We start from the raw sequence: 19,496 nt of genomic DNA on the forward strand, positions 1-19,496 counted from the left end.
GTTTCTGCCCGCGCCCGCCGCACCGCGCGCGAACGGGCGGCTACCGCCCGTCCCGGCGGTCAGCAAAGCCCCCACCGTCGTCCTGCTCCGGTCGGGACCAGTGGCCCTGCCGGGAGGGTTCTCGCTCGGATGAGGATGCCTGGTGGGAACCCTTGTGGAGGAGGCACGTCATGCGGGCACAGGCGGTCGTCGTCGCGACTGATGGCACCGAGGCCAGCCGGGCTGCGATCAGCTGGGCGACTGCCGAGGCGCTGCGCCGGGGGCAGCCGTTGCGGGTCGTGCACGTGCTGGACTGGGACTGGTCGGCGGCGCGGTACGAGTTCGCCGGTGAGCTGTTCGAGGATGAGCGGCAGCAGGCCGAGGCGCTGGTCGCGGGGGTGGCCCGGCGGGCGCGGGCGGCGACGCCGGAGCTCGAGGCCGAATCCGACCTGCTGATCGGGGACCCGGCCGCTCAACTGATCATCGACACCGAGTCGGCGGGGCTGATGGTTCTCGGTCATCGGGGCCGGGGCGGGTTCGCCGGGCTGCGGCTCGGGTCGGTCAGTCAGCGGGTCGCCACCCACGCGCACTGCCCGGTGGCGGTGATCCGGGACCACGCTCTCACCACCGACGACCGGCCGGTGGTGGCCGGGGTGGACGACTCGGCGGCCGCCGACGACGTGCTCGAGGCAGCGTTCACCGCGGCCGCCCAGCGGGAGTCCGGGCTGGTGCTGATCCGGGCCTACCCGCCCCGGTACCCGGAAGCCGCCGTGCGGGAACGACTCGCCGAGCAGGTCGCGCCGTGGCAGAACAAGTTCCCCGATGTTCAGGTGGAGACCTCGGTGTCACCGGACGGCGCGGCGTCGGTGCTGGTCGGCGTCTCGCGGGGCGCGCAGCTGGTGATCGTCGGCAGCCGCGGGCACGGGGTGATCGCCGGGACGCTGCTCGGGTCCACCGGCCTGCAACTGCTGCACCACGCCGCCTGCCCGGTCCTGATCATCCGACCGGGCCGGAATCAGGAGGCGACCGAGGCCGGGTCGTGAAGCGGCCGGGGTGAACCCGCGACGGACTCGCCGTCGCTGACCACCCGGTTCCGGCCCTGCTCCTTGGCCGCATACAGGGCCCGGTCCGCCCGCCGCAGCAGATCCTCGGCGTCCGCTGTGGACACGAGCTGCGCGACGCCGGCGCTGAAGGTCACTCGCAGCGGGCCCAGCCGGGTGGCGACCGCGATCTGCGTGCACCGCAGGCGCCACTGTTCGACGAGGTCCGCCGCGGTCGCAGCGCCGACGCCGGGCAGGATGACCGCGAACTCCTCGCCGCCGTACCGGGCCACGGTGGCGTCCGGGCCGGCCGCCTCGCTGATCTCCTGGGCGAGCCGGATCAGCACCTCGTCCCCGATCGCGTGCCCGTACGTGTCTTCGCATCCGTCGATGCCCATCGGCCGCCGGCGCGCGGAGTTGAGCGGAACTGTCACCCGGTGCGCCACCAGCGCCGGGACAGCAGTGCGGCGAGTCCCGCCCCGGCCGCGTTGAGCAGCACGTCGTCGACCGAGGACACCCGGTCGAGTCGCAGCACGTGCTGCAGGACCTCGACCAGCGCCGAGCAGACCGCGGCCAGCGCCAGGATCCGCGGTACCGAGGCCAGCGCCGCGAACCGGATCGGCCCGAAGAACCCGAGCGCCGCGAACACCAGCAGGTTCCCGACGACCTGCACCACAACGGTCAGCGGCGGGGAGGCGAGGACCGCCAGCAGGTCCCGCACCGGCACCAGGCTCACCCGCCCGGACACCTCTCCGGCCCGCGGCCCCGGCAACATGATCATCCAGATCCACGGCACCGTCCCGTAGACGATCCCGACCTCGGCCATCGACCTGCGCCACGCCGCCCCGGTGCCTTCCCGGCGCCGGACCAGCACCCACACCACGAGCGCCGCCAGCGGCAACGCGGCCACCGTCAGCAGCACCACCCCGCTGATCGCGCCGAACCACCAGTGCCACCCCGTGATCATTCGCCCCCGGCGCGCAATCTACCCAAGCCACGCACGCCCATCCGGCCGGCTCAAGGCAGCTGTTCCATTGCGGTCAACCCCGATTGGGTACGAATGTGGAGCGCTCGTCCGCAGGCTACGAGCCGAGTCCCGCCCGTGAGGCGACGCGACACCGCGACCACTCCGGACCGCAGCGCGCCTCCCGGTCACCGGCTGGGCCTCAGGGGTGTCTCCGCCATGCGGAGACACCCCTGAGAGCCAGCCAACCCCCGCAAGCCGCGGCCGCAGCCTTGAGTGGCCCCGGTCTCGCGCAACGAGCGGGCCCGCAAGGCGCGGCCGGAGCCCTGCGTCTCCTCGATCTCGCGGCGACGAGCGGGCCGCAAGGCGCGGCCGGGGCCCGGGGAGGGAGCGGTCTTGCGGCGGCCTCACGGGCGGGACTCGGCTTGTGGCCTGCGGACGGGCGCTCCGTAGTCGTACCGAATAAATGTGTTGCTGAGTCGGGCGTGTGGTGTTTCGGTTCTGCGCATGGAACACCAAGCGGTACTCGCGCTCTTCGACCGGCAGATGCGGCACGACATGCGGCCCAGCGGGCCGACCACCCGGATCGAACGCGACGGTGGGATCGTGCGGCACGTCGGCACGGCCGAGGACTGGAACGCCGTGAGCTGGTCGGGCCTCGACGAGGACACCGCCGATGCGGCGATCGCGGAGCAGGTGCGGTATTTCGGTGAGCGGGGGCTGCCGTTCGAGTGGAAGCTCTACGGTCATGACCAGCCCGCTGACCTCGGCGGACGGCTGCTGGCGGCCGGGTTCGTGCCGGAGGATCCGGAGACCCTGATGATCGCGTCGATCAAGGAGTTGCGGCTCGACGCGGAGCCGCCGGAGGGGGTCCGGCTGGTGCCGGTGACCGACGAGGCCGGTGTGGACCTGCTGATCCGGGCCGCCGACGCGGCGTTCGAGCATGACAGCGGATCGCTGCGCAACCGGCTCGTCGCTCAGCTCGCGACCGCGCCGGAGAGTGTCCGGATCTTCGTGGCGATGGCCGGTGACGAACCGGTGTCCGGCGCCCGGATGGATCTCGAGGAGGGCACCGCCTTCGCCAGCCTGTGGGGCGGCGGCACGGTGGCGGCGTGGCGCGGCCGGGGGATCTACAAGGCGCTCGTCGCGTGCCGCGCCCGGATCGCCGCCGATCTCGGGTACGAGTACCTTCAGGTGGACGCCTCCGACCAGAGCCGTCCGATTCTGCACCGGCTCGGCTTCACCGCGGTGGACACCACCACGCCCTACCAGTGGAGCCCGGGCACGCACTGACACCACTGGGAGCTGACGTGCCTCGTATCGCTGTGACCGGCGGCAGCGGCAAACTGGGCCGCGCCGTCGTGCAGGAGTTGCTGACACACGACTACGAGGTCGTCAACCTCGACCTGGCCGCGCCACGCGAGCCGCTCTGCCCGCACACCCGCGTCGACCTGACCGATTATGGCCAGGTCGTCGAGGCGCTCACCGCGATCGACAGCCGGTACACCGGAGTGGACGCCGTGGTGCACCTCGCCGCGATCCCGGGGCCCGGGGTGGCGCCGAACGCGGCCACCTTCGCCAACAACATCACCGCCAGCTACAACGTGTTCGCGGCGGCGCGGGCGGCCGGGATCACCCGGGTGGTGTGGGCGTCCAGCGAGACGCTGCTCGGGTTGCCGTTCGACGCGCCGCCGCCGTACCTGCCGGTCGACGAGGAGTACCAGGCACGGCCGGAGACGTCGTATTCCCTGGCCAAGCACCTCGACGAGCAGATGGCCGAGCAGTTCTGCCGGTGGAACCCGGCGCTGACCATGGTCGGGCTGCGGTTCTCGAACGTGATGGAGCCGGCCGACTACGCCGCGTTCCCGGCGTTCGACGCCGACCCGCGCGAGCGGATCTGGAACCTGTGGGGCTACATCGACGCCCGCGACGGCGCGCAGGCGGTACGGCTCGCGCTCGGCTACGACCGGCCCGGCAGCGAGATCTTCGTGATCGCCAACGCCGACACCGTGATGAACCGCAGCAGCGCGGAGCTGGCCGCCGAGTACTTCCCGGACGTGCCGGTGACCCGGGAGCTCAGCGGGCACGAGACGCTGCTCTCCATCGACAAGGCCCGCCGTCTGCTCGGTTTCGAGCCCTGGCACAGCTGGCGCGACCAGGTCTGAGCCAGCCGGCTTGGGAAAAAAGCGACCGGCCTGAGCCCGCCGGCGTGAAAAGCGGCGCGTTCAGCGGGCGTTCAGGCGGCGTGCGCGAGGATGGCCGGATGCGTGTGCTCGTGGTCGAGGACGAGAAACGGCTCGCCTGGTCGCTGCGGGCCGGACTGGAAGCCGAGGGGTTCGCCGTCGACGTCGCCCACGACGGCACCGACGGCCTGTGGCGGGCCCGGGAGAACGCGTACGCGGTGATCGTGCTCGACCTGATGCTGCCCGGCCTCAACGGCTACCAGGTCTGCGCGGCGCTGCGCGCTGAACAGAACTGGACACCGATCGTGATGCTCACCGCCAAGGACGGCGAGTGGGATCAGGTGGAGGGCCTCGACACCGGCGCCGACGACTATTTGACCAAGCCGTTCTCGTTCCCGGTGCTCGTCGCCCGGCTGCGCGCGGTGGCCCGGCGCGGCGCCCGCGAGCGGCCCACCGAGCTGACCGCGGGTGATCTGCGGATCGACCCGGCCGCGCGGCAGGTGCACCGCGGCGAGACCGTTATCGATCTGACCGCCCGCGAGTTCGCTCTGCTGGCGTTCCTGGCCCGCAACGCCGGCGACGTGGTGTCGAAGCGGCAGATCCTCGAAGCGGTGTGGGACGCCGACTTCGACGGCGATCCGAACATCGTCGAGGTCTACGTCCGGCACCTGCGCAACAAGATCGACCGCCCGTTCGGCCGGGAGGCGATCCAGACCCTGCGTGGCGCCGGGTACCGGCTGGGCAGCGACGGTGGGTGAGCACGCGTCGGTCCGGCTGCGCACCACCGCGCTCGCGGTGCTGGTCATGGCGGTCGCGCTGGTCACCGCGGCGTTCGCGTTGCTGCTCCTGGTCCGCGGATCGTTGCGTGGCGGCATCGCGACCGCGGCCGAGGACCGCGCGGCCGCACTGGCCGCGCAGATCACGACGTCCGGGCTGCCCGCGCCGGCCGTCGACGACGAGGACGACGAATTCGAATACGACGACGTGGTCTGGCAGGTCCGGGACGCCGCCGGCACCGTGGTCCGCTCCTCGCAGTCACTGCCGGCGCCGCTGCCGGTCACGGAGGCCGATCAGGTCCGGATTTCCGATTCCGATCATTTGTACGTCGTGACGACCGAGGACGCGGGCCCCTACACGGTCATCGTCGCCGCGTCGCTGGAGGAGGTCGGCGACTCGACCGGCGCGCTCGCCACTCCCCTGCTGATCGGCGTGCCGCTGGTGCTGCTGGTGGCCGGTGGCATCACCTGGCTGGTGGTGGGCCGCGCGCTCGCCCCGGTCGAGCGGATCCGCCGCGAGGTCGAGGAGATCACCGGCGAACGGCTGGACCGGCGGGTGCCCGAACCGGCGTCCCGCGACGAGATCCATCGTCTGGCGCAGACCATGAACCGGATGCTCGGCCGGCTGCAGGAGTCCCGGGACCGTCAGCAGCAGTTCGTCGGGGACGCCTCGCACGAGCTGCGCTCGCCGCTGTCCAGCATCCGGCAGGCGGCCGAGGTGTCCCGGCTGCACCCCGGTGCGCTGCCGGAGGGTGAGCTGGCCGGGGCGGTGCTCGAGGAGTCCGCCCGGATGGAACGGCTGGTCGAGCAGTTGCTGCTGCTCACCCGTACCGGCGGGGCGGCGGCCCGGCCGGAGCAGGACGTCGACCTGGACGATCTGGCCCTCGCCGAGGTGCGGCGGGTGCGCCGGTCCGGCCGGAAGGTGGACTCGGCCGGGGTCGGGGCCGGGCGGGTGCGCGGGGATCAGACGGCGCTGGCCCAGGTCGTACGGAATCTGACCGACAATGCCGCCCGGCACGCGCGGAGCACGGTGCGGATCGCCGTCCGGTCGACGGAGGACGGCGGCGCGGTGGAACTGGTGGTCGAGGACGACGGCGACGGGATTCCGGCCGGGCAGCGGGAACGGGTGTTCGAGCGGTTCGTGCGGCTCGACGAGGCCCGGGACCGGGACGCCGGTGGCAGCGGGCTCGGGCTGGCGATCGTCCGGGAAATCGTCACCGGGCACCAGGGAACCGTGACGATCACGGAGTCCGCCCTGGGTGGGGCGTGTTTCACGGTCCGCTTGCCGGCTTCCTGAAAGGATCTTCAGCCGCGTTCAGGTGAGGTTCAGGGTGCCGGGCGCAGGCTGGGGCCGTACTCGATTCCACCAGTTCCTTTCAGGAAGGCACCCACTGATGAACACCGCCAAGCTCCGCAGCAAGCGCGTCCTCGTCGCCTCCGCCGCCGTGGTGGCCGCCCTCGGCGCCGGTGGCTTCTGGGCGACCGCCGCGAACGCCGACGTGTCCGGAACCGACCGTGACCGCATCGGGTCGGCCGCCACCCAGGCCGTGCCCGGCACCGTCGTCGACGTCGAGGAGAGCGACGACCGCGGCGAGGCGTACGAGGTGGAGGTCCGCCAGGCGGACGGCAGTGAGGTGTCGGTCGGCCTGGACAAGGACCTCAAGGTCCTCTCCCAGGAGAAGGACGGCGCCGACGCCGACGACCGGGTGCTGACCGCCGCCGAGCGCTCCTCGGCCGAGAAGGCCGCCCTCGCCGCGGTCGGCAGCGGCACGATCCTGGACGTGGAAGCCTCCGACGACCAGGGTGTCGCCTACGAGGCCGAGGTCCGCGACGCGGCCGGCCAGGAGTGGGACGTGCAGCTGGACACCGCGTTCACGGTGGTGTCCAAGACCGCCGACAACGACTGACCGGTCAGCCGCCGAGGATGGTGACCTCGGCCCAGCCGCTCGCGGTGCCGGTCTTCTGGACCACCGCGAGGTCGGGGTGACCGTCGGCGTTCCAGTCGGTGAGCAGCACCTCGTGGCGGTCGTCGGTGGCGGGCTGGGCGGTGCTGACCTTGGCCAGTGAACGGGTCAGGCCGGACGCGCCGTCCAGCACCCGGACCTCGGTCTTGCCGCTGGCCGTGCCGGATTTCTGCACGGTGACCAGGTCGGGGCGCTTGTCGGCGTTCCAGTCGGTCGCCGACACCTCCAGGCCGTCGCGGGCCGGTTCGGCGCTGATCACGGCCGGCCCCACGAGCTTCTGGAAACTCGAGGCGCCGTCGACGACCTGCACCTCGACCTTCTTGCTCGCCGTGCCGGTGGTCTGCGCGGCCACCAGGTCGAGGCGGCCGTCGGCGTTCCCGTCGGCCAGGGAGAACTGGTAGCGGTCGTCGGTCGGGCCGAGCACGGTGGCGGTGTCGACCAGCAGCTGCTGGAAGTTCGACGCGCCGTCGACGATCCGCACCTCGGTCTTGCCACTGGCCGTGCCGGACTTCTGCACCACAACCAGGTCGGGGCGGCCGTCGGCGTTCCAGTCGGCCACCGCGTACGCCGAACGCTCGTCGGTGGGGCCGAGCACCGTGGCCGTGGTCAGCAGCAGCGACCCGAAGTTCGTCGCACCGTTGATGATGCGCACCTCGGTCTTGCCGGTGGCCACACCCGCACCGCTGACCGAGAGCAGATCGGGGTGCTTGTCGCCGTTCCAGTCGGCCATCGCGAGGGCGTGGTGCCCGTCCAGCGGGCCGAGCGAGGTCGCCGCGGCGGCCAGCGCCTTCTGGAACGGGCCGGTGGGCACCGGCGAGGTGGCCGGCACCACGGGCGGGCGGCCCGCCGTGGTGGTGCCCGACTCGGTCACCGCTGACGCGTCGGCCCACAGCGCGGACACGATCAGCTGGGCGTCGGGCGCCTCCCGTGCGTACGCCGCCGGGTGTGCCGAGGTCTGCACCCGCTGACAGATCGGGCCGATCTCGCCGCTCTGCCAGCTGCCGCCGGGGTACTTGCGGATCATCGCGTTCAGGAACGCGTTCGTCGCATACGTGACGTCGACCAGCTCGTCGGGGCTGCCCCAGCCCATCGACGGCCGCTGCTGGAACAGGCCGAGGCTGTCGTGGTCGACGGCGAACAGGTGGTTGTTCAGGCTGCTCTCGGTGATCGCCGTGGTCAGCGCGAGGACTGCGGCCCGCTGGCCCAGCCCGCGCTGCTGCACGGCGCGGACGATGCCGCGGGCGCAGGCGATCCGGGCGGCGGTCAGCGACGAGCCGATCCGCTGGCCGGTCATCGACGAGCGCAACTGTCCGGCGATCTGCCGGTCGGCCGAGGTGCCGGAACCGCCGGCGCACGAGGTCGACGGCGACGGGACGTCGGGCACCTTGGCCATGGCCGGCGACGGCAGCATGACCGTGCCTCCGGCAAGCGTCAGCGCGAGCAGCCATCTCCTGGTGGCACTGGATCCGAAACGGAAAAGCACGCTCCTGCTCTGATCCACTGCCATCTGCTGTCGGACCTCCCCGTACCGGCCAATGCGCCCCATCAATCTGTCACACGACCGGGAAAACACGAAGCATTTGCCGGTTCGGTAAACGATCCACACAGGAAAGTCACAGTCCGGGGGCCGGTCGGCCGGATCACGTTCCGCATTGACGCCGGTACTCGCCGTCGAGAATCGGCCGGCTCGCTCTCTTGCGGCGATAACGGGAACGGGCTGCGGGCGCGCCGCCGCCGGACGATGGTGGACGGGTGCGGGCCGGTGGGCGACCACGAAGGTGGTGGCAGTTCCTGGTCGTCCCCCTGTCGATCTGGCTGATGCTGACCGCGGGCGGGACGGCGGCACTGCTGTGGGCGCAGACGCAGAGCCGGGCCGGGATGGTGCAGCGGTTCGACCTGCGGATGCACCTGGTGGGCGATTTCGTCACCAGCTACGTCGCGGAAGTGCTCGAGCGGGAACGGCTGCAGGCGACCGCGCTGCTGGCCGATCCGGTGGTCAGCAACCGGGACTTCCTCCGGTCGGTGAGCGGCTTCGGGTATCCGGCCGCGGTGCTGCTGGACGCACAGGGGCGGCTGCTGCGCGCCGTGCCGGCCAACAGTGCCCTGATCGGTCAGGACCTGACGATCGGATACCCGCACCTGCGGACCGCGGTGCGCGACGGTCAGCCGGCGGTGTCGCCGGTGGTGCCGTCCGCCGTCCGCCGGGAGCCGGTGGTCGCGTTCGCGGTGCCGTTCACCACGCCGTCCGGGCGACGGGTGTTCTCCGGGGCGATCGCGGTCACGCGGAGCCCGCTGTCGGCGTACCTGGCCACCGCGTGGACGCTGGCCGACATCCGGGTGCAGCTCACCGACGACGCCGGGATGATCGCCGCCGACAACCGCGCGATGGATCGCACCGCACCGGCCCTGAACAGCGCCAACCCCGACCTGGCCGAGGCGCTGGCCGCGCACGACCAGGGCCGGTACTCCTCCGGTGGCCGGTGGTGGCGGTACGTGTCGATGCGGATCTCCGGGGCGCCGTGGCGGCTGTCCGCTGCCGTACCGGAAGATGCCCTCTTCGCCTCGGTGCACGGCAACGAGACGGCCGGGCGGGTGGCCGTGGGCACCGCCGCCGCCGTCGGGCTGCTGGTCGTGGTGGCGGCCGGCCGGGCCCGTCGGCACCGGAATGAGCTGCAGACCAGCGAACAGCGGTTCCGGAAGGTGTTCGACAACTCCCGGATCGGGATGCTGATCACCGACCCGGGGGGACGGTTCCTGCGGGTCAACCCGGCGCTCGGGCAGATGCTCGGCGTCCCGCCCGACGAGCTGGTCGGCCGGCCGTTCGCCGAGCTCACCCACCCCGACGACCTGGACGCCTGCGTCGCCGCGGTGCAGAGCTGCGTGACCGGCCGGCGCGACGGTTTCGAGGTGCACAAGCGGTACCGGCACGGCGCCGGGCACTACATCGAGGCGATCGTGACCAGCGCGCTGCTGCGCGACCCGAACGGCCAGCCACAGTTCTTCACCACCCAGGTGCTCGACATGACCGAGCGCAACGCCCTGGAGCGCACCCGGGTCCAGCAGCAGGCCGAGCTCGCGCAGCGGGCCGAGCAGCTGCAGGAGGCGAACGCGCAGATGGCGGACTTCCTGACCATGCTCACCCACGACGTCCGTCAGCCGTTGACCGGCATCGTGGCCCGTGGCGAACTGCTGATCGACGAATGGCACGAGCTCGGCGACGATGACCGCCAACGGTACGTACGACAGATGACCGCGACCGGTCACCGCGCCGATCAGCTGGTCGAGGAGATCCTCACCCTGGCCCAGCTCGACGCGGGGGCGATCGTGGCCCGGCCGGTGGTGCTGGACCTGTCGCAGGTCGTACCGGAGGCGGTCGCCGCGCAGGGACTGGCCCCGGGCCAGGCGATCGCGGTGCTGGCGCCGGACCAGAGCATCGCCCTGGCCGACCCGGCCCACCTGCACCTGATCCTCGGCAACCTGATCGGCAACGCGGTCAAGTACGGCGCGCCGCCGGTCACCATCCGGATCATGGGGCATCCCGGGCACGTCGACATCCACGTCACCGACAACGGCGAGGGTGTGCCGGCCGCGTTCGTACCGCACCTGTTCGACCGCTTCGCCCGGGCCGACTCCGGGGTCGCGATCACCAAGCCGGGCACCGGGCTGGGCCTCTACCTGGTCCGGCAGCTCGCCGAGGCGGGCGGGATCAGCGTCGCCTACCGCCCGCACCAGCCGCACGGCTCGACGTTCGTGCTGACCGTGCCGAGGCCGCCCCGCCGGCCCGGCACGACCACGCTGTCCGGCACCGACCCGCGCAAGCGCGGCGTCGGCATCACCACCAAGCGTGGCTCGTGACCGTGGCCGGGACGGATCAGCGCCAGGTCCAGTGGGTGCCGGTGGGCGCCCAGCGGGTGCTGACCGGCGCGTCGCCGGCCGTCACCGAGGCCACCGACGCCGACGTGTCGGGTGGGATCACGCCGGTGCAGCCGCCGGCGTCCGGGCGGCCGGTGAGGAAGTACGCCTCGAGGTGCTCCGTGCACTCCGGGACCCGCGCGACCGAGCCGTGGATGTCGTCCTCGACCGTGAACACCGTGCCGCCGATCGTCGACCGGACCTGGGCGATCCACGAGTACGGTGTCGGGCTCTCCCATCGGTGACCGGACAGCTGCAGCGAGCCGGACGACTTCCGCAAGTGGAAGGGTTCGGTGGCCGGAATCGGCCAGCCCGCACAGCGCTGGGTGATCACACCGAGGCTCCCCGCGATCGGGAACTCCTGCTGCCAGCCGCGGTACGTCCGCCAGAACGTGGGGAAGTCGTGCGGGCTGGTGTCGTCGTTGCAGAGGATCGCGGTGCCGGCCGTCTCGTTGAACTGTTCGGGCAGGTCAGCGGGCGGCTCGGTGGGCTCTCCCGGGTCGTTCGGCTCCGCGCCGATGATCGACTTCAGGGCATCCGGCACCGGATCGCCGGTCGTCGCCGTGGACAACGCCGCCAGGCCCGCGGTGGCGTCCGGCCACACCGGGCTGGGCGCCACGGCCAGGAACGCGGCGAGGTTGCCGTCGAGCTCCCGGTCCAGGTCGCTGAACACGATCGGCGCCGCGTCGAGCTGGGCCTTCAGCCGCGTGACCACGGCGATCACCTCGTCGGCGGTGTCACCGAGGTGGTAGGTCGCGTCCCGCTGCGCGGCCCAGGCGGCCCATCGGGGCACCTTGCGCTCCTCGGCGGCGGTCACGTCGTGGAACCGCGAGTCGAGCCGGTTCGCGGTCGGGCCGACCACGCTGTCCAGCCACATCCGGTCCACCGAGCCCGGGTACAGACTGCGGAACACCTGGCCGAGCAGGGTGCCCCAGGAGACACCGAAGTAACTGATCTTCTGCACTCCCAGAGCCGCCCGCACCCGGTCGAGATCGCGGGCCACGTCGGTGGTGGTGAGCTGACGCAGGAACGTGGGGTCGCTCGCCCAGCAGGCCTGGTTCTGCGCGACCTGGAAGTCGTAGATCTTCTTCGCGGTCGCCTCGGTCAGCGGCCCGGCCGGGATCTCGGGCGGGACGACGTCGTCGCCGGGGCGCGCGCACTCGGCGCGGGTGCTGTAGCCGACGCCGCGCGGGTCGAAGCCGATCAGGTCGTAGCGGTCGTTCAGCGCCGCGAACTGCGGGCTGGTCAGGGTCAGCTGGTGCGGCATCAGGTAGCCGCTGCCGCCCGGCCCGCCCGGGTTCACCGCGATGCTGCCCCGCTTGTGCTTCTGGTCGGTGGCCCGCAGCCGGCTGATCGCGACGGTGATCTTCCGGCCGGCCGGGTGGGCGTAGTCGAGCGGCACCTGCACGGTTCCGCAGTCGGTGCGGGCGAGCAGCGCCCGGATCCTGGGCACCTCGTCCGGCGGCACACCCATCGCCTCGAGCGTCGCATCCGAGTAGGCCACGCAGTCCCCCCACGTCACCCGGCCCGACCCGCTGCTCGCTGCTGCCCCGCTCGCCGGCACGGCCAGGCCGAACGCACCCGCCGCGACGGCGAGCACCCCGATCCCCGCGGTCAATCGCTTGTGTCGTGTCATGCCCACATAGATACCGATGCCCGCGTCACCCCGATGTCACCACCGCCCGCAGCGCTTCCAGCGTGTGAAGTTTGGGCGCGGAGCGCACCCAAACTCCCCACACAACCGCCGCAACCGCCGCAACCCCGAGCGTGTGAAGTTACGGCGCGGAGCGCACCGAAAGTCCCCACGCTCGGCGCGGCGAAGCTCCCGCGATCATGCCAAACCCGCCGCGGTGGAAAGTGTTATCGCCGGTGGGGTGCGAGCGTCTCCTCTGACGGCCGAACGACGGTCGCTGCCGACGGCGAGGACACCGATCGCGATGATGTATGCCGAGATGCTTCGATCGGTCACCAACTGGCAGCGGCTCGACCGCCACCCGACCCAGCGTGACCGCATGCCGGCACTTGTCGACCGTTTCTTCCGCGAGGGCGGCATGGTGCTGCTCAACGCGCGCACCACCGGCCGGCCGGACTACCAGATCGCGGACTGGTACTGGCCCTCCGCGGAACGGGCCTGACCACCCCCACCTGCTAATCTTCCACTCGTGATGATGACGAGCGGCCAGCGCGCCACGCGCCACGGCGCCGTCTTCGGGGATCACTCGTTCCGCCAGGACTTCTACCAGTAAGCGACCGCGCGTCGCTGTCGTCCTTGGCCGAAACTGATCTCCCGGAGCACCCATGTCTCTCATCGATCTGCACCGCCACCTCGAAGGTTCCCTGCGGGTGTCCACCACCCTCGAGCTCGCCCACCGCTACGGCCACCCGCTCGCCACCGCCGAGGACCCCGAGGATCTGCTCGTGGCACGCGGCCCGCTCGGCGGCCTGCTCCCCTACCTCGACAAGGTCGACGCCGCACCCTCCGCGTTCCGCGGTCTCGACGACTGGCACCGGGCCGCCCGCGAAGCTGTCCAGGACGCGGCCGCCGACGGCCTGGACTATCTCGAGGTCCGATTCAGCCCAGCGTTCATCGCCCAGGAGACGGGTCTCGACGCCACCGCCGTGATCGACGCCGTCGCGGACGGCACCCGTAGCGCGTCGCGGGAGACCGGACTGCCGGTCGGGTTGATCGGCATCATCCTGCGTGACCTCGGCCCGGAGCGCGGTGACGCACAGATGCGCACGCTGCTCACCCGGCGTGAGCTGCTCTGCGGCGTGGACATCGCCGGCAACGAGGCCGGGGTGCCGGCCGCCGCGTTCGCCCCGGCGTTCGCGCTCGCCCGCGACGCCGGCCTGCACGTCACGGTGCACGCCGGTGAGGCCGCCGGGCCGTTCAGCGTCTGGGACGCGGTTCACCACCTGGGCGCCGAGCGCATCGGTCACGGTATCCGCGCGGTCGAGGACCCGGCCCTGCTCGACCACCTCGCCGCCCACCGGATCACCCTCGAAGTCAGCCTGACCAGCAACCTGCACACCAGCACCGCGCCGAGTTACCCGGAGCATCCGGTGCGCCGCCTGCTGGCCGCCGGGGTGCCGGTCGCGCTCTGCACCGACGACCCGCGCACCTCGGCGATCACCCTCTCCGGCGAGTACCAGATCGCCGCGCCCCAGGCCGGTCTGTCCGAAAGCGACCTGCAGCGCATCCGCACCGACGCCCGCAACGCCGCCTTCGCATAACCCCCTTCGGTACGAATATCGAGCGCCCGCCCGCAGGCTACGAGCCACGTCCCGTGATGGTCTCGCGCGACACCGCAGCCACTCGCGGCCCGGCCGCGGTTCCGGTTGCCGGCTGGCTCTCAGGGGTGTGTCGAACGGAGTGAGACACCCCCGAGAGCCAGCCGGGGCCGGGAGGCGCGCTGCGGTCCGGAGGGGTCGCGGTCTCGCGTGGTGAGTGGCGCGGTCCGGTGGGCGCGGCCGGGGTCGGCGCGGCGGCGGTGTCGCGCGAGGCCATCGCGGGACTCGGCTCGTAGCCTGCGGGCGGGGGCTCCTTCAGCCGTACCGAAAAAAGGGGGTGACCGCGAGCGGACCGCAGGCAATGCGAGGGTTTTCCCTATTTCGGAAAATAGATCTGTATAGATAGCGTCACTCCTGTTTCACCCGGTACCGGCCACCCCGCCGCGCCGGAGGTCGAGCCCGCCCACCACCCCCGTGGGCGGGAGAGGAGTACGCAACATGGTGCGAACCCCCTTGAGCATCGCGGTGGCCGTCGGCACGGTGGCCGCTTCGGCGCTGGTCGGCGTGTCCGGTCCGGCAGCCGCGCAGCCGATCAGCCCGTCCGTGGACGCGGTCGCCGTGGCCGACGCCGTCGTCGCCGCTCGCCCGGCGGCGCTGCGAGCCGGCGCCTACGACGCGTTCCAGCGCAAGCAGGTCTACAACTCCCAGGGCCTGACCTACGCGGCCTACGACCGCACCTACAAGGGCCTGTCGGTCAAGGGCGGCGACCTGGTCGTCGTCACCGACACCGCCGGCGCGACCCGGTACACCTCGGTGGCGCAGAGCAGCCCGATCGGCGAGCTGTCGACCACCCCGGCGGTGTCGCAGAGCGCGGCGATCACCACCGCGAAGAAGCAGCTCAAGACGGTCACCGGTGTCGAGGCGACCCAGCTGATCGTGGTCGCGGCCGAGGGCCAGGCGGCGAAGCTCGCCTACGAGACCACGGTCAACGGCACCAGCGCCGAGGGTGTCAGCCGGCTCACCGTCGACGTCGACGCGGCGACCGGCGCGGTGCTCTCCACGCACGAGAACGTCACCGAGGCGACCGGAACCGGCACCGGCTGGATCAACGGCTCGGTCTCGCTGAACACCACGCTGTCCGGTTCGACCTACTCGCTCAAGGACCCGTCGACGACGAACCTGAGCTGCCAGGACGCCGCGACCAACACGGTCTTCAGCGGCACCGACAACGCGTGGGGCAACGGCGTCGGCACCAGCAAGGAGACCGGCTGCGTGGACGCGCTCTACGTGGCGCAGAAGCAGAAGGCCATGCTGTCGGCGTGGCTGGGCCGTAACGGTCAGAACGGTTCCGGCGGCGCATGGCCGATCCGGGTCGGCCTGAACGACCAGAACGCCTACTACGACGGCACCCAGATCCAGATCGGCAAGAACACCGCCGGCAAGTGGATCTCCTCGCTCGACGTGGTCGGCCACGAGCTGGGTCACGGCATCGACGACAAGACCCCGGGTGGCATCTCGAAGGGCGGCACCCAGGAGTTCGTCGCCGACACCATCGGCGCGGCCACCGAGGCGTACGCCGCGAACGCCAACGACCCGTTCGACTACCAGGTCGGCGAAGAGGTCAACCTGGTCGGCAGCGGCCCGATCCGCTACATGTACAACCCGTCGCTCGCCGGTGACAGCAACTGCTACTCGAGCAGCACGCCGGGCTCCGAGGTGCACGCCGCGGCCGGTCCGGGCAACCACTGGTTCTACCTGCTGGCCCAGGGCAGCAGCGGCAACGGCCAGCCGGCCAGCTCCACCTGCAACGGCACCACGGTGACCGGCCTGGGCATCCAGGTCGCCACGAAGATCATGTACAACGCGATGCTGCTGAAGACGTCCAGCTCCTCGTACGCCAAGTACCGGGTGTGGACGCTGCAGGCCGCGAAGAACCTGTACCCGGGCAGCTGCACCAACTTCAACGCGGTCAAGGCCGCCTGGAACGCGGTGAGCCTGCCGGCCCAGTCCGGCGAGCCGACCTGCTGATCCCGCTCTGCTGATCCCTCTCTACTGAGGCCGAACCGGCCCGGCGCGTTCCCCCGACGCGCCGGGCCGGTTCGTTCGTGTCAGCCCGCTATCCGCTCCCGGGCGGCGAGCATGGCGGCCAGCAGGGTCTCGTCGGCGTGCAGTTCGGCGTCCGGGCCGCCGACGTTGAAGCCGGCCCGGTGCCGGCGGGTGATGAACTCGTCCAGGCGGCCGAGGATCGGGCGGGCGTGCGGACCCATCGCCGCGAACACCTCCAGCACCTTCGGGCCGAGCAGGTCGTCGGCGAGGTGTTCGGACAGGACCGCGAGCAGGTCGGCGGCCGCTGCAGGACCCTCGTGCCGCCACAGGGCCGCGGCCACGTCCACCGATGCCGGGCCGGGCGTGCCGAACAGACTGCGCAGCTGCCGGTGCTGGCGGACGGTCAGCCCACCGTGGTCGGCGAGCCAGGTCAGCAGCACGGCCGCGAGGCGGCCACGACGAAGCGCTTCCGGAAGTCCGGCGAGGTGCTGATCGACCGGGGCGCGGTCCGACGTCATCTGTACGAGCGCGAAGAGCGCGCCGTGGTCCCGCAGGTGCGGAACGGCGGCCACGGCGGCCGGCCCGATCCGGCCCAGGACGTGCCAGGTGAGATCCGGGGTGTCGTTCACGGCTCCGGTGAGTTTAGCGAGGAGTTCCGGGAGGGCAGGTGCCGCGGCCGGACCGAAGGCGGCCAGCACCCGCATCGGGAGTTCCGGGGCATCCGAGTCGGGAGTGGTGGCGAGCAGGTGCCGGGCGGCGGCCACCGGGTCGGCCGGGTCGGCGCCGGCTCGGGCGAGTGTGCGGAATGCCGCGAGGAGGCCAGGCTGGGTGCCACCGGCCAGCATCTGCTGGACCAGGTGCGGCATCGCGCGGTGGTCGCCGATGCCGCCCAGCGCGACGGCGGCCGGTGCGCCGAGTTCCGGGTCGTCGAGCAGGGCCGCGAGATCCTCGGCGGCCAGGCGGGACGCGGTCATCGAGGCGGTGAGCGTCCGGAGCGCTGCCGACCGTACCGGAGAGGGGTTTTCCCGCAGGAGAGCCGTGAGCGCCGGGGTCAGCCGGACCGGCGCGGCCCGCCAGAAACGGATCGCGATGGCCGCCATCCGGACACCTTCGAGCCGGACCTCGGGGGTCTCGGCAGAGCCGGTGAGGCGTCGCACCCGGGTGTAGCAGGCCTCGTCACGGTCGGAACCGGTCAGCGCGTGCGCCCACAGCTCGCCCGCGGACGCCTTTCCCAGCGCGGTCAGGTCGGCGACGGCGGCGTCCAGGTCCGCGCGGATCACGGTGTCGTCCACGCCGGGCGCGGCGCAGTTGGCCAGCAGCCGGATGGCCGGGACGGTATCCGAGCGCAGGCGTTCCACGGTGGCCTGATGCCTTGGATGCCGGTGCCAGGGAATGGCGTTCACCAGGGCGATCCGGACGGCGGGATCGGTCAAGGTGTCCAGCGCCGCCAGCGCGCGACCCGGGCCGGCGGTGTGTACCAGCAGGGTCGCCGCGGTACGCCGCACCGACGGGTCCGGGTCGCTCAGGGCCGTCTCGGCGGCGTCGGCGACGAGCGGCCAGCCGGAGCCCCGGACGTGCAGTTGATCGAGCAACTCGAAGATCGTCCGGCGGATCGGTGCCCGGCGGTCGGTCGTGAAAATCAGCAGGCGCCGGGTCATCAGCCCGTCCCGGTCGAGCCGGACGAAGTGGACGACGTGGTCGCGCGCGTCATCGCCGGGTGTCAGGACGTCGCCAGCCGCGACGCTCTTCTCCGGCCAGCCCCAGAGGTCCGGGGCCGAGGCGTTCACCGTGTCGGGCGCGGGGCGCCCTTTCCGTAGGTCATGGTCGTGATCCTCGCGCGGCACCCCGCACCGCCGCAACGGGAAATCACGCCGCGGCGGTGTGGTCATGTGCGGTGGTGATGCGGGCGCGGCCGGAGCGTTTGCTCTGGTACAGCAGCTCGTCGGCGTGGTGCAGGAGCTGGTCCGGGGTCTGCTCGCCGTCCCAACGGGTCAGGCCGGCCGAGAACGTCTGTGCCTGCGGGGTCGCGGCCAGCTGGCGTTCCAGGACCGTGAACGCCTCGGTCGCCGTGCAGCCGGTGAGCAGCATGACGAACTCCTCGCCGCCGTAGCGGGCCAGCAGGTCGCCGTCGCGCAGCTCCCGCTGCCAGAGCAGCGCGGCGCCGGCCAGCAGCTCGTCGCCGGCCTGGTGGCCGTACGTGTCGTTGTAGACCTTGAAGTGGTCGAGGTCGATCAGGGCGACGAACAGCGGCTCGCCGGTGACCGTGCCGCGCGCGAGAGCCGCGGCGAGACGCTCGTCCCAGTGGCGGCGGTTGGGCAGGCCGGTGAGTGCGTCGTGCCGGGCCAGCTGCGCCAGCTCGTACGACTGGGTCTCGACGCGGCGCACCAACCCGCCCATCCGCGCGGCCACCAGCAGGAACAGCGTGATCGAGGCGATCCCGACGGCCAGCCAGTTCTGGTCGGCGTGCCCGGTGGCGCCCTGGTAGAGGCTGACCGCCGGCGCGAGCAGGATGGTGACGGTGAGCAGGACCAGCCGTGGGCGTACAAATGCGGGTGGTGCTTCCAGCGGCACGGTCAGCCGCCGCATCGACGGGTGCAGCGCGGCCGCCGCCGCGATCGAGTTGGCCAGCAGCGCGACGACGTCCGCGAGCCCGCTCTCACCGGGCCCCGGCGCGGGGAGCGCGACCTCCAGCACGTCGCACACACCGTTCAGCAGCAGCGCGGTCAGCAACAGCCGGTAGCTCACGGTGCGGGCGCCGGGTGTGGTGAGCAGCAGCGAGCCGAGCACGAACAGGCCGATGTCGCCGACGGTGAGGATGACCGTCAACGCCTTCTGGTCCCACGGCAGGCCCTCGTCGGTGATCGCCGGGGCGATGACGAAGATCCAGCAGAGCAGGCCGAGGCCGGTGGCGGCCATCCCGGCGTCGATCAGCGCGGTACGGTCGTCGGCCCGGGCGCGCCCCCGGATCAGCCCGGCCAGCGCCCAGCACATCAGCGGGTAGCCGGTCGCCTCCAGCAGCGCGCTCAGCATCGTCCAGGACGGTACGGCGGTCAGCCGGTTGATGACCGTGCTGACCAGCCAGACGGCGAGCCCCGCGGCGAAGGTGTACCAGGTGGCGGGCTGCCGCGGCCGGTACCGTCGGACACCGTGGACGACCGCGGCGATACCGCCCGCGCCGATCAGGCCGTAACCGGTGGCATGACCCCGCTCTCCGGTGGGCAGTAACGCGTACACGGCGGTGGCGACGGCCCCTGCGATCACGCAGAGTTGCCACGCCGGTATGCCACGCCATCTGCTTATCGGCACAATCCGGTCATCGGCACATCCGGCGACCGCCTGAGCCCCGGCTGCAATGATCAGAGGTGAGTACCGTCGGGCCCAAAAGCACGAGTGGGAGGGGT

Annotated in this window: 16 protein-coding genes; 10 read left to right on the plus strand and 6 right to left on the minus strand. The window is 71.9% G+C overall.

What is annotated here, in order from left to right:
- The first annotated feature begins 170 nt into the window (after positions 1-170).
- On the plus strand, positions 171-1,022 hold the full coding sequence (locus tag Apa02nite_RS31365) for a universal stress protein (protein ID WP_203828237.1): 852 nt from the start codon (positions 171-173) through the stop codon (positions 1,020-1,022).
- Here the strand turns inward: Apa02nite_RS31365 and Apa02nite_RS31370 are convergent.
- Positions 995-1,453 carry a GGDEF domain-containing protein gene (locus tag Apa02nite_RS31370; protein ID WP_203828238.1) on the minus strand — a complete coding sequence of 153 codons (459 nt, stop codon included), beginning with the start codon at positions 1,451-1,453 and terminating at the stop codon, positions 995-997. The two genes, Apa02nite_RS31365 and Apa02nite_RS31370, sit on opposite strands and share 28 nt — an antisense overlap.
- Positions 1,450-1,986 carry a VanZ family protein gene (locus Apa02nite_RS31375; RefSeq protein ID WP_203828239.1) on the minus strand — a complete coding sequence of 179 codons (537 nt, stop codon included), beginning with the start codon at positions 1,984-1,986 and terminating at the stop codon, positions 1,450-1,452. The genes Apa02nite_RS31370 and Apa02nite_RS31375 overlap by 4 nt, the downstream gene beginning before the upstream one ends.
- Positions 1,987-2,490: 504 nt before the next feature.
- On the opposite strand from Apa02nite_RS31375, the gene Apa02nite_RS31380 reads away from it, so the two are divergent.
- From Apa02nite_RS31380 to Apa02nite_RS31400, 5 genes are all read left to right on the plus strand, one after another.
- Positions 2,491-3,276, plus strand: a complete 786-nt coding sequence (locus Apa02nite_RS31380) for a GNAT family N-acetyltransferase (protein WP_203828240.1) — start codon at positions 2,491-2,493, stop codon at positions 3,274-3,276.
- A gap of 17 nt (positions 3,277-3,293) precedes the next feature.
- The gene (locus Apa02nite_RS31385; protein WP_203828241.1) at positions 3,294-4,148 is read left to right on the plus strand and encodes an NAD-dependent epimerase/dehydratase family protein; all 855 of its coding nucleotides are present in this window, start codon (positions 3,294-3,296) and stop codon (positions 4,146-4,148) included.
- A gap of 98 nt (positions 4,149-4,246) precedes the next feature.
- Positions 4,247-4,924: a response regulator transcription factor gene (locus Apa02nite_RS31390; protein ID WP_203828242.1), complete on the plus strand. Its 678-nt coding sequence runs from the start codon at positions 4,247-4,249 to the stop codon at positions 4,922-4,924.
- Positions 4,917-6,239, plus strand: a complete 1,323-nt coding sequence (locus tag Apa02nite_RS31395; RefSeq protein ID WP_203828243.1) for a sensor histidine kinase — start codon at positions 4,917-4,919, stop codon at positions 6,237-6,239. Before Apa02nite_RS31390 ends, Apa02nite_RS31395 begins: the two co-directional genes overlap by 8 nt.
- A gap of 97 nt (positions 6,240-6,336) precedes the next feature.
- The gene (locus tag Apa02nite_RS31400) at positions 6,337-6,849 is read left to right on the plus strand and encodes a PepSY domain-containing protein (RefSeq protein WP_203828244.1); all 513 of its coding nucleotides are present in this window, start codon (positions 6,337-6,339) and stop codon (positions 6,847-6,849) included.
- Between the two features lie 4 nt (positions 6,850-6,853).
- Here Apa02nite_RS31400 and Apa02nite_RS31405 read toward each other — a convergent pair whose 3' ends face one another.
- Entirely contained in the window at positions 6,854-8,389 is a 1,536-nt protein-coding gene (locus Apa02nite_RS31405; RefSeq protein WP_239164693.1) for an FG-GAP repeat domain-containing protein, read from the minus strand.
- 269 nt (positions 8,390-8,658) lie between these two features.
- Between Apa02nite_RS31405 and Apa02nite_RS31410 the strand changes: the two genes are divergently transcribed.
- Positions 8,659-10,761 carry a sensor histidine kinase gene (locus Apa02nite_RS31410; protein ID WP_203828246.1) on the plus strand — a complete coding sequence of 701 codons (2,103 nt, stop codon included), beginning with the start codon at positions 8,659-8,661 and terminating at the stop codon, positions 10,759-10,761.
- A gap of 16 nt (positions 10,762-10,777) precedes the next feature.
- On the opposite strand, the gene Apa02nite_RS31415 is transcribed toward Apa02nite_RS31410, so the two are convergent.
- Positions 10,778-12,454: an alpha/beta fold hydrolase gene (locus Apa02nite_RS31415; RefSeq protein WP_203828247.1), complete on the minus strand. Its 1,677-nt coding sequence runs from the start codon at positions 12,452-12,454 to the stop codon at positions 10,778-10,780.
- A 238-nt stretch (positions 12,455-12,692) separates the two neighbouring features.
- Here Apa02nite_RS31415 and Apa02nite_RS31420 point away from each other — a divergent pair, with 238 nt between their 5' ends.
- The 3 genes from Apa02nite_RS31420 (at position 12,693) to Apa02nite_RS31430 (ending at position 16,077) form a co-directional block, all read left to right on the plus strand.
- Complete coding sequence (locus Apa02nite_RS31420; protein WP_157442040.1) at positions 12,693-12,953, plus strand: hypothetical protein; 261 nt, start codon at positions 12,693-12,695, stop codon at positions 12,951-12,953.
- A gap of 163 nt (positions 12,954-13,116) precedes the next feature.
- Positions 13,117-14,052 carry an adenosine deaminase gene (gene add / locus Apa02nite_RS31425; protein ID WP_203828248.1) on the plus strand — a complete coding sequence of 312 codons (936 nt, stop codon included), beginning with the start codon at positions 13,117-13,119 and terminating at the stop codon, positions 14,050-14,052.
- A gap of 495 nt (positions 14,053-14,547) precedes the next feature.
- The gene (locus Apa02nite_RS31430; RefSeq protein WP_203828249.1) at positions 14,548-16,077 is read left to right on the plus strand and encodes a M4 family metallopeptidase; all 1,530 of its coding nucleotides are present in this window, start codon (positions 14,548-14,550) and stop codon (positions 16,075-16,077) included.
- Between the two features lie 80 nt (positions 16,078-16,157).
- Here the strand turns inward: Apa02nite_RS31430 and Apa02nite_RS31435 are convergent, their stop codons facing one another.
- Positions 16,158-17,984, minus strand: a complete 1,827-nt coding sequence (locus tag Apa02nite_RS31435) for a hypothetical protein (RefSeq protein WP_203828250.1) — start codon at positions 17,982-17,984, stop codon at positions 16,158-16,160.
- Complete coding sequence (locus Apa02nite_RS31440) at positions 17,962-19,356, minus strand: GGDEF domain-containing protein (RefSeq protein ID WP_203828251.1); 1,395 nt, start codon at positions 19,354-19,356, stop codon at positions 17,962-17,964. Before Apa02nite_RS31440 ends, Apa02nite_RS31435 begins: the two co-directional genes overlap by 23 nt.
- Positions 19,357-19,496 lie beyond the last annotated feature (140 nt).

Source organism: Actinoplanes palleronii, assembly GCF_016862315.1.
In the GTDB taxonomy this organism is placed as follows: Bacteria; Actinomycetota; Actinomycetes; order Mycobacteriales; family Micromonosporaceae; genus Actinoplanes; species Actinoplanes palleronii.

What these genes read in the sequence shown, in the direction of transcription:
- Apa02nite_RS31380 (WP_203828240.1), top strand. Translation starts at nt 2,491, where the DNA reads ATGGAACACCAAGCGGTACTCGCGCTCTTCGACCGGCAGATGCGGCAC.
- Apa02nite_RS31375 (WP_203828239.1), bottom strand. Translation starts at nt 1,986, where the DNA reads ATGATCACGGGGTGGCACTGGTGGTTCGGCGCGATCAGCGGGGTGGTG.
- Apa02nite_RS31365 (WP_203828237.1), top strand. Translation starts at nt 171, where the DNA reads ATGCGGGCACAGGCGGTCGTCGTCGCGACTGATGGCACCGAGGCCAGC.
- Apa02nite_RS31430 (WP_203828249.1), top strand. Translation starts at nt 14,548, where the DNA reads ATGGTGCGAACCCCCTTGAGCATCGCGGTGGCCGTCGGCACGGTGGCC.
- Apa02nite_RS31400 (WP_203828244.1), top strand. Translation starts at nt 6,337, where the DNA reads ATGAACACCGCCAAGCTCCGCAGCAAGCGCGTCCTCGTCGCCTCCGCC.
- add (WP_203828248.1), top strand. Translation starts at nt 13,117, where the DNA reads ATGTCTCTCATCGATCTGCACCGCCACCTCGAAGGTTCCCTGCGGGTG.
- Apa02nite_RS31390 (WP_203828242.1), top strand. Translation starts at nt 4,247, where the DNA reads ATGCGTGTGCTCGTGGTCGAGGACGAGAAACGGCTCGCCTGGTCGCTG.
- Apa02nite_RS31415 (WP_203828247.1), bottom strand. Translation starts at nt 12,454, where the DNA reads ATGACACGACACAAGCGATTGACCGCGGGGATCGGGGTGCTCGCCGTC.
- Apa02nite_RS31435 (WP_203828250.1), bottom strand. Translation starts at nt 17,984, where the DNA reads ATGACCACACCGCCGCGGCGTGATTTCCCGTTGCGGCGGTGCGGGGTG.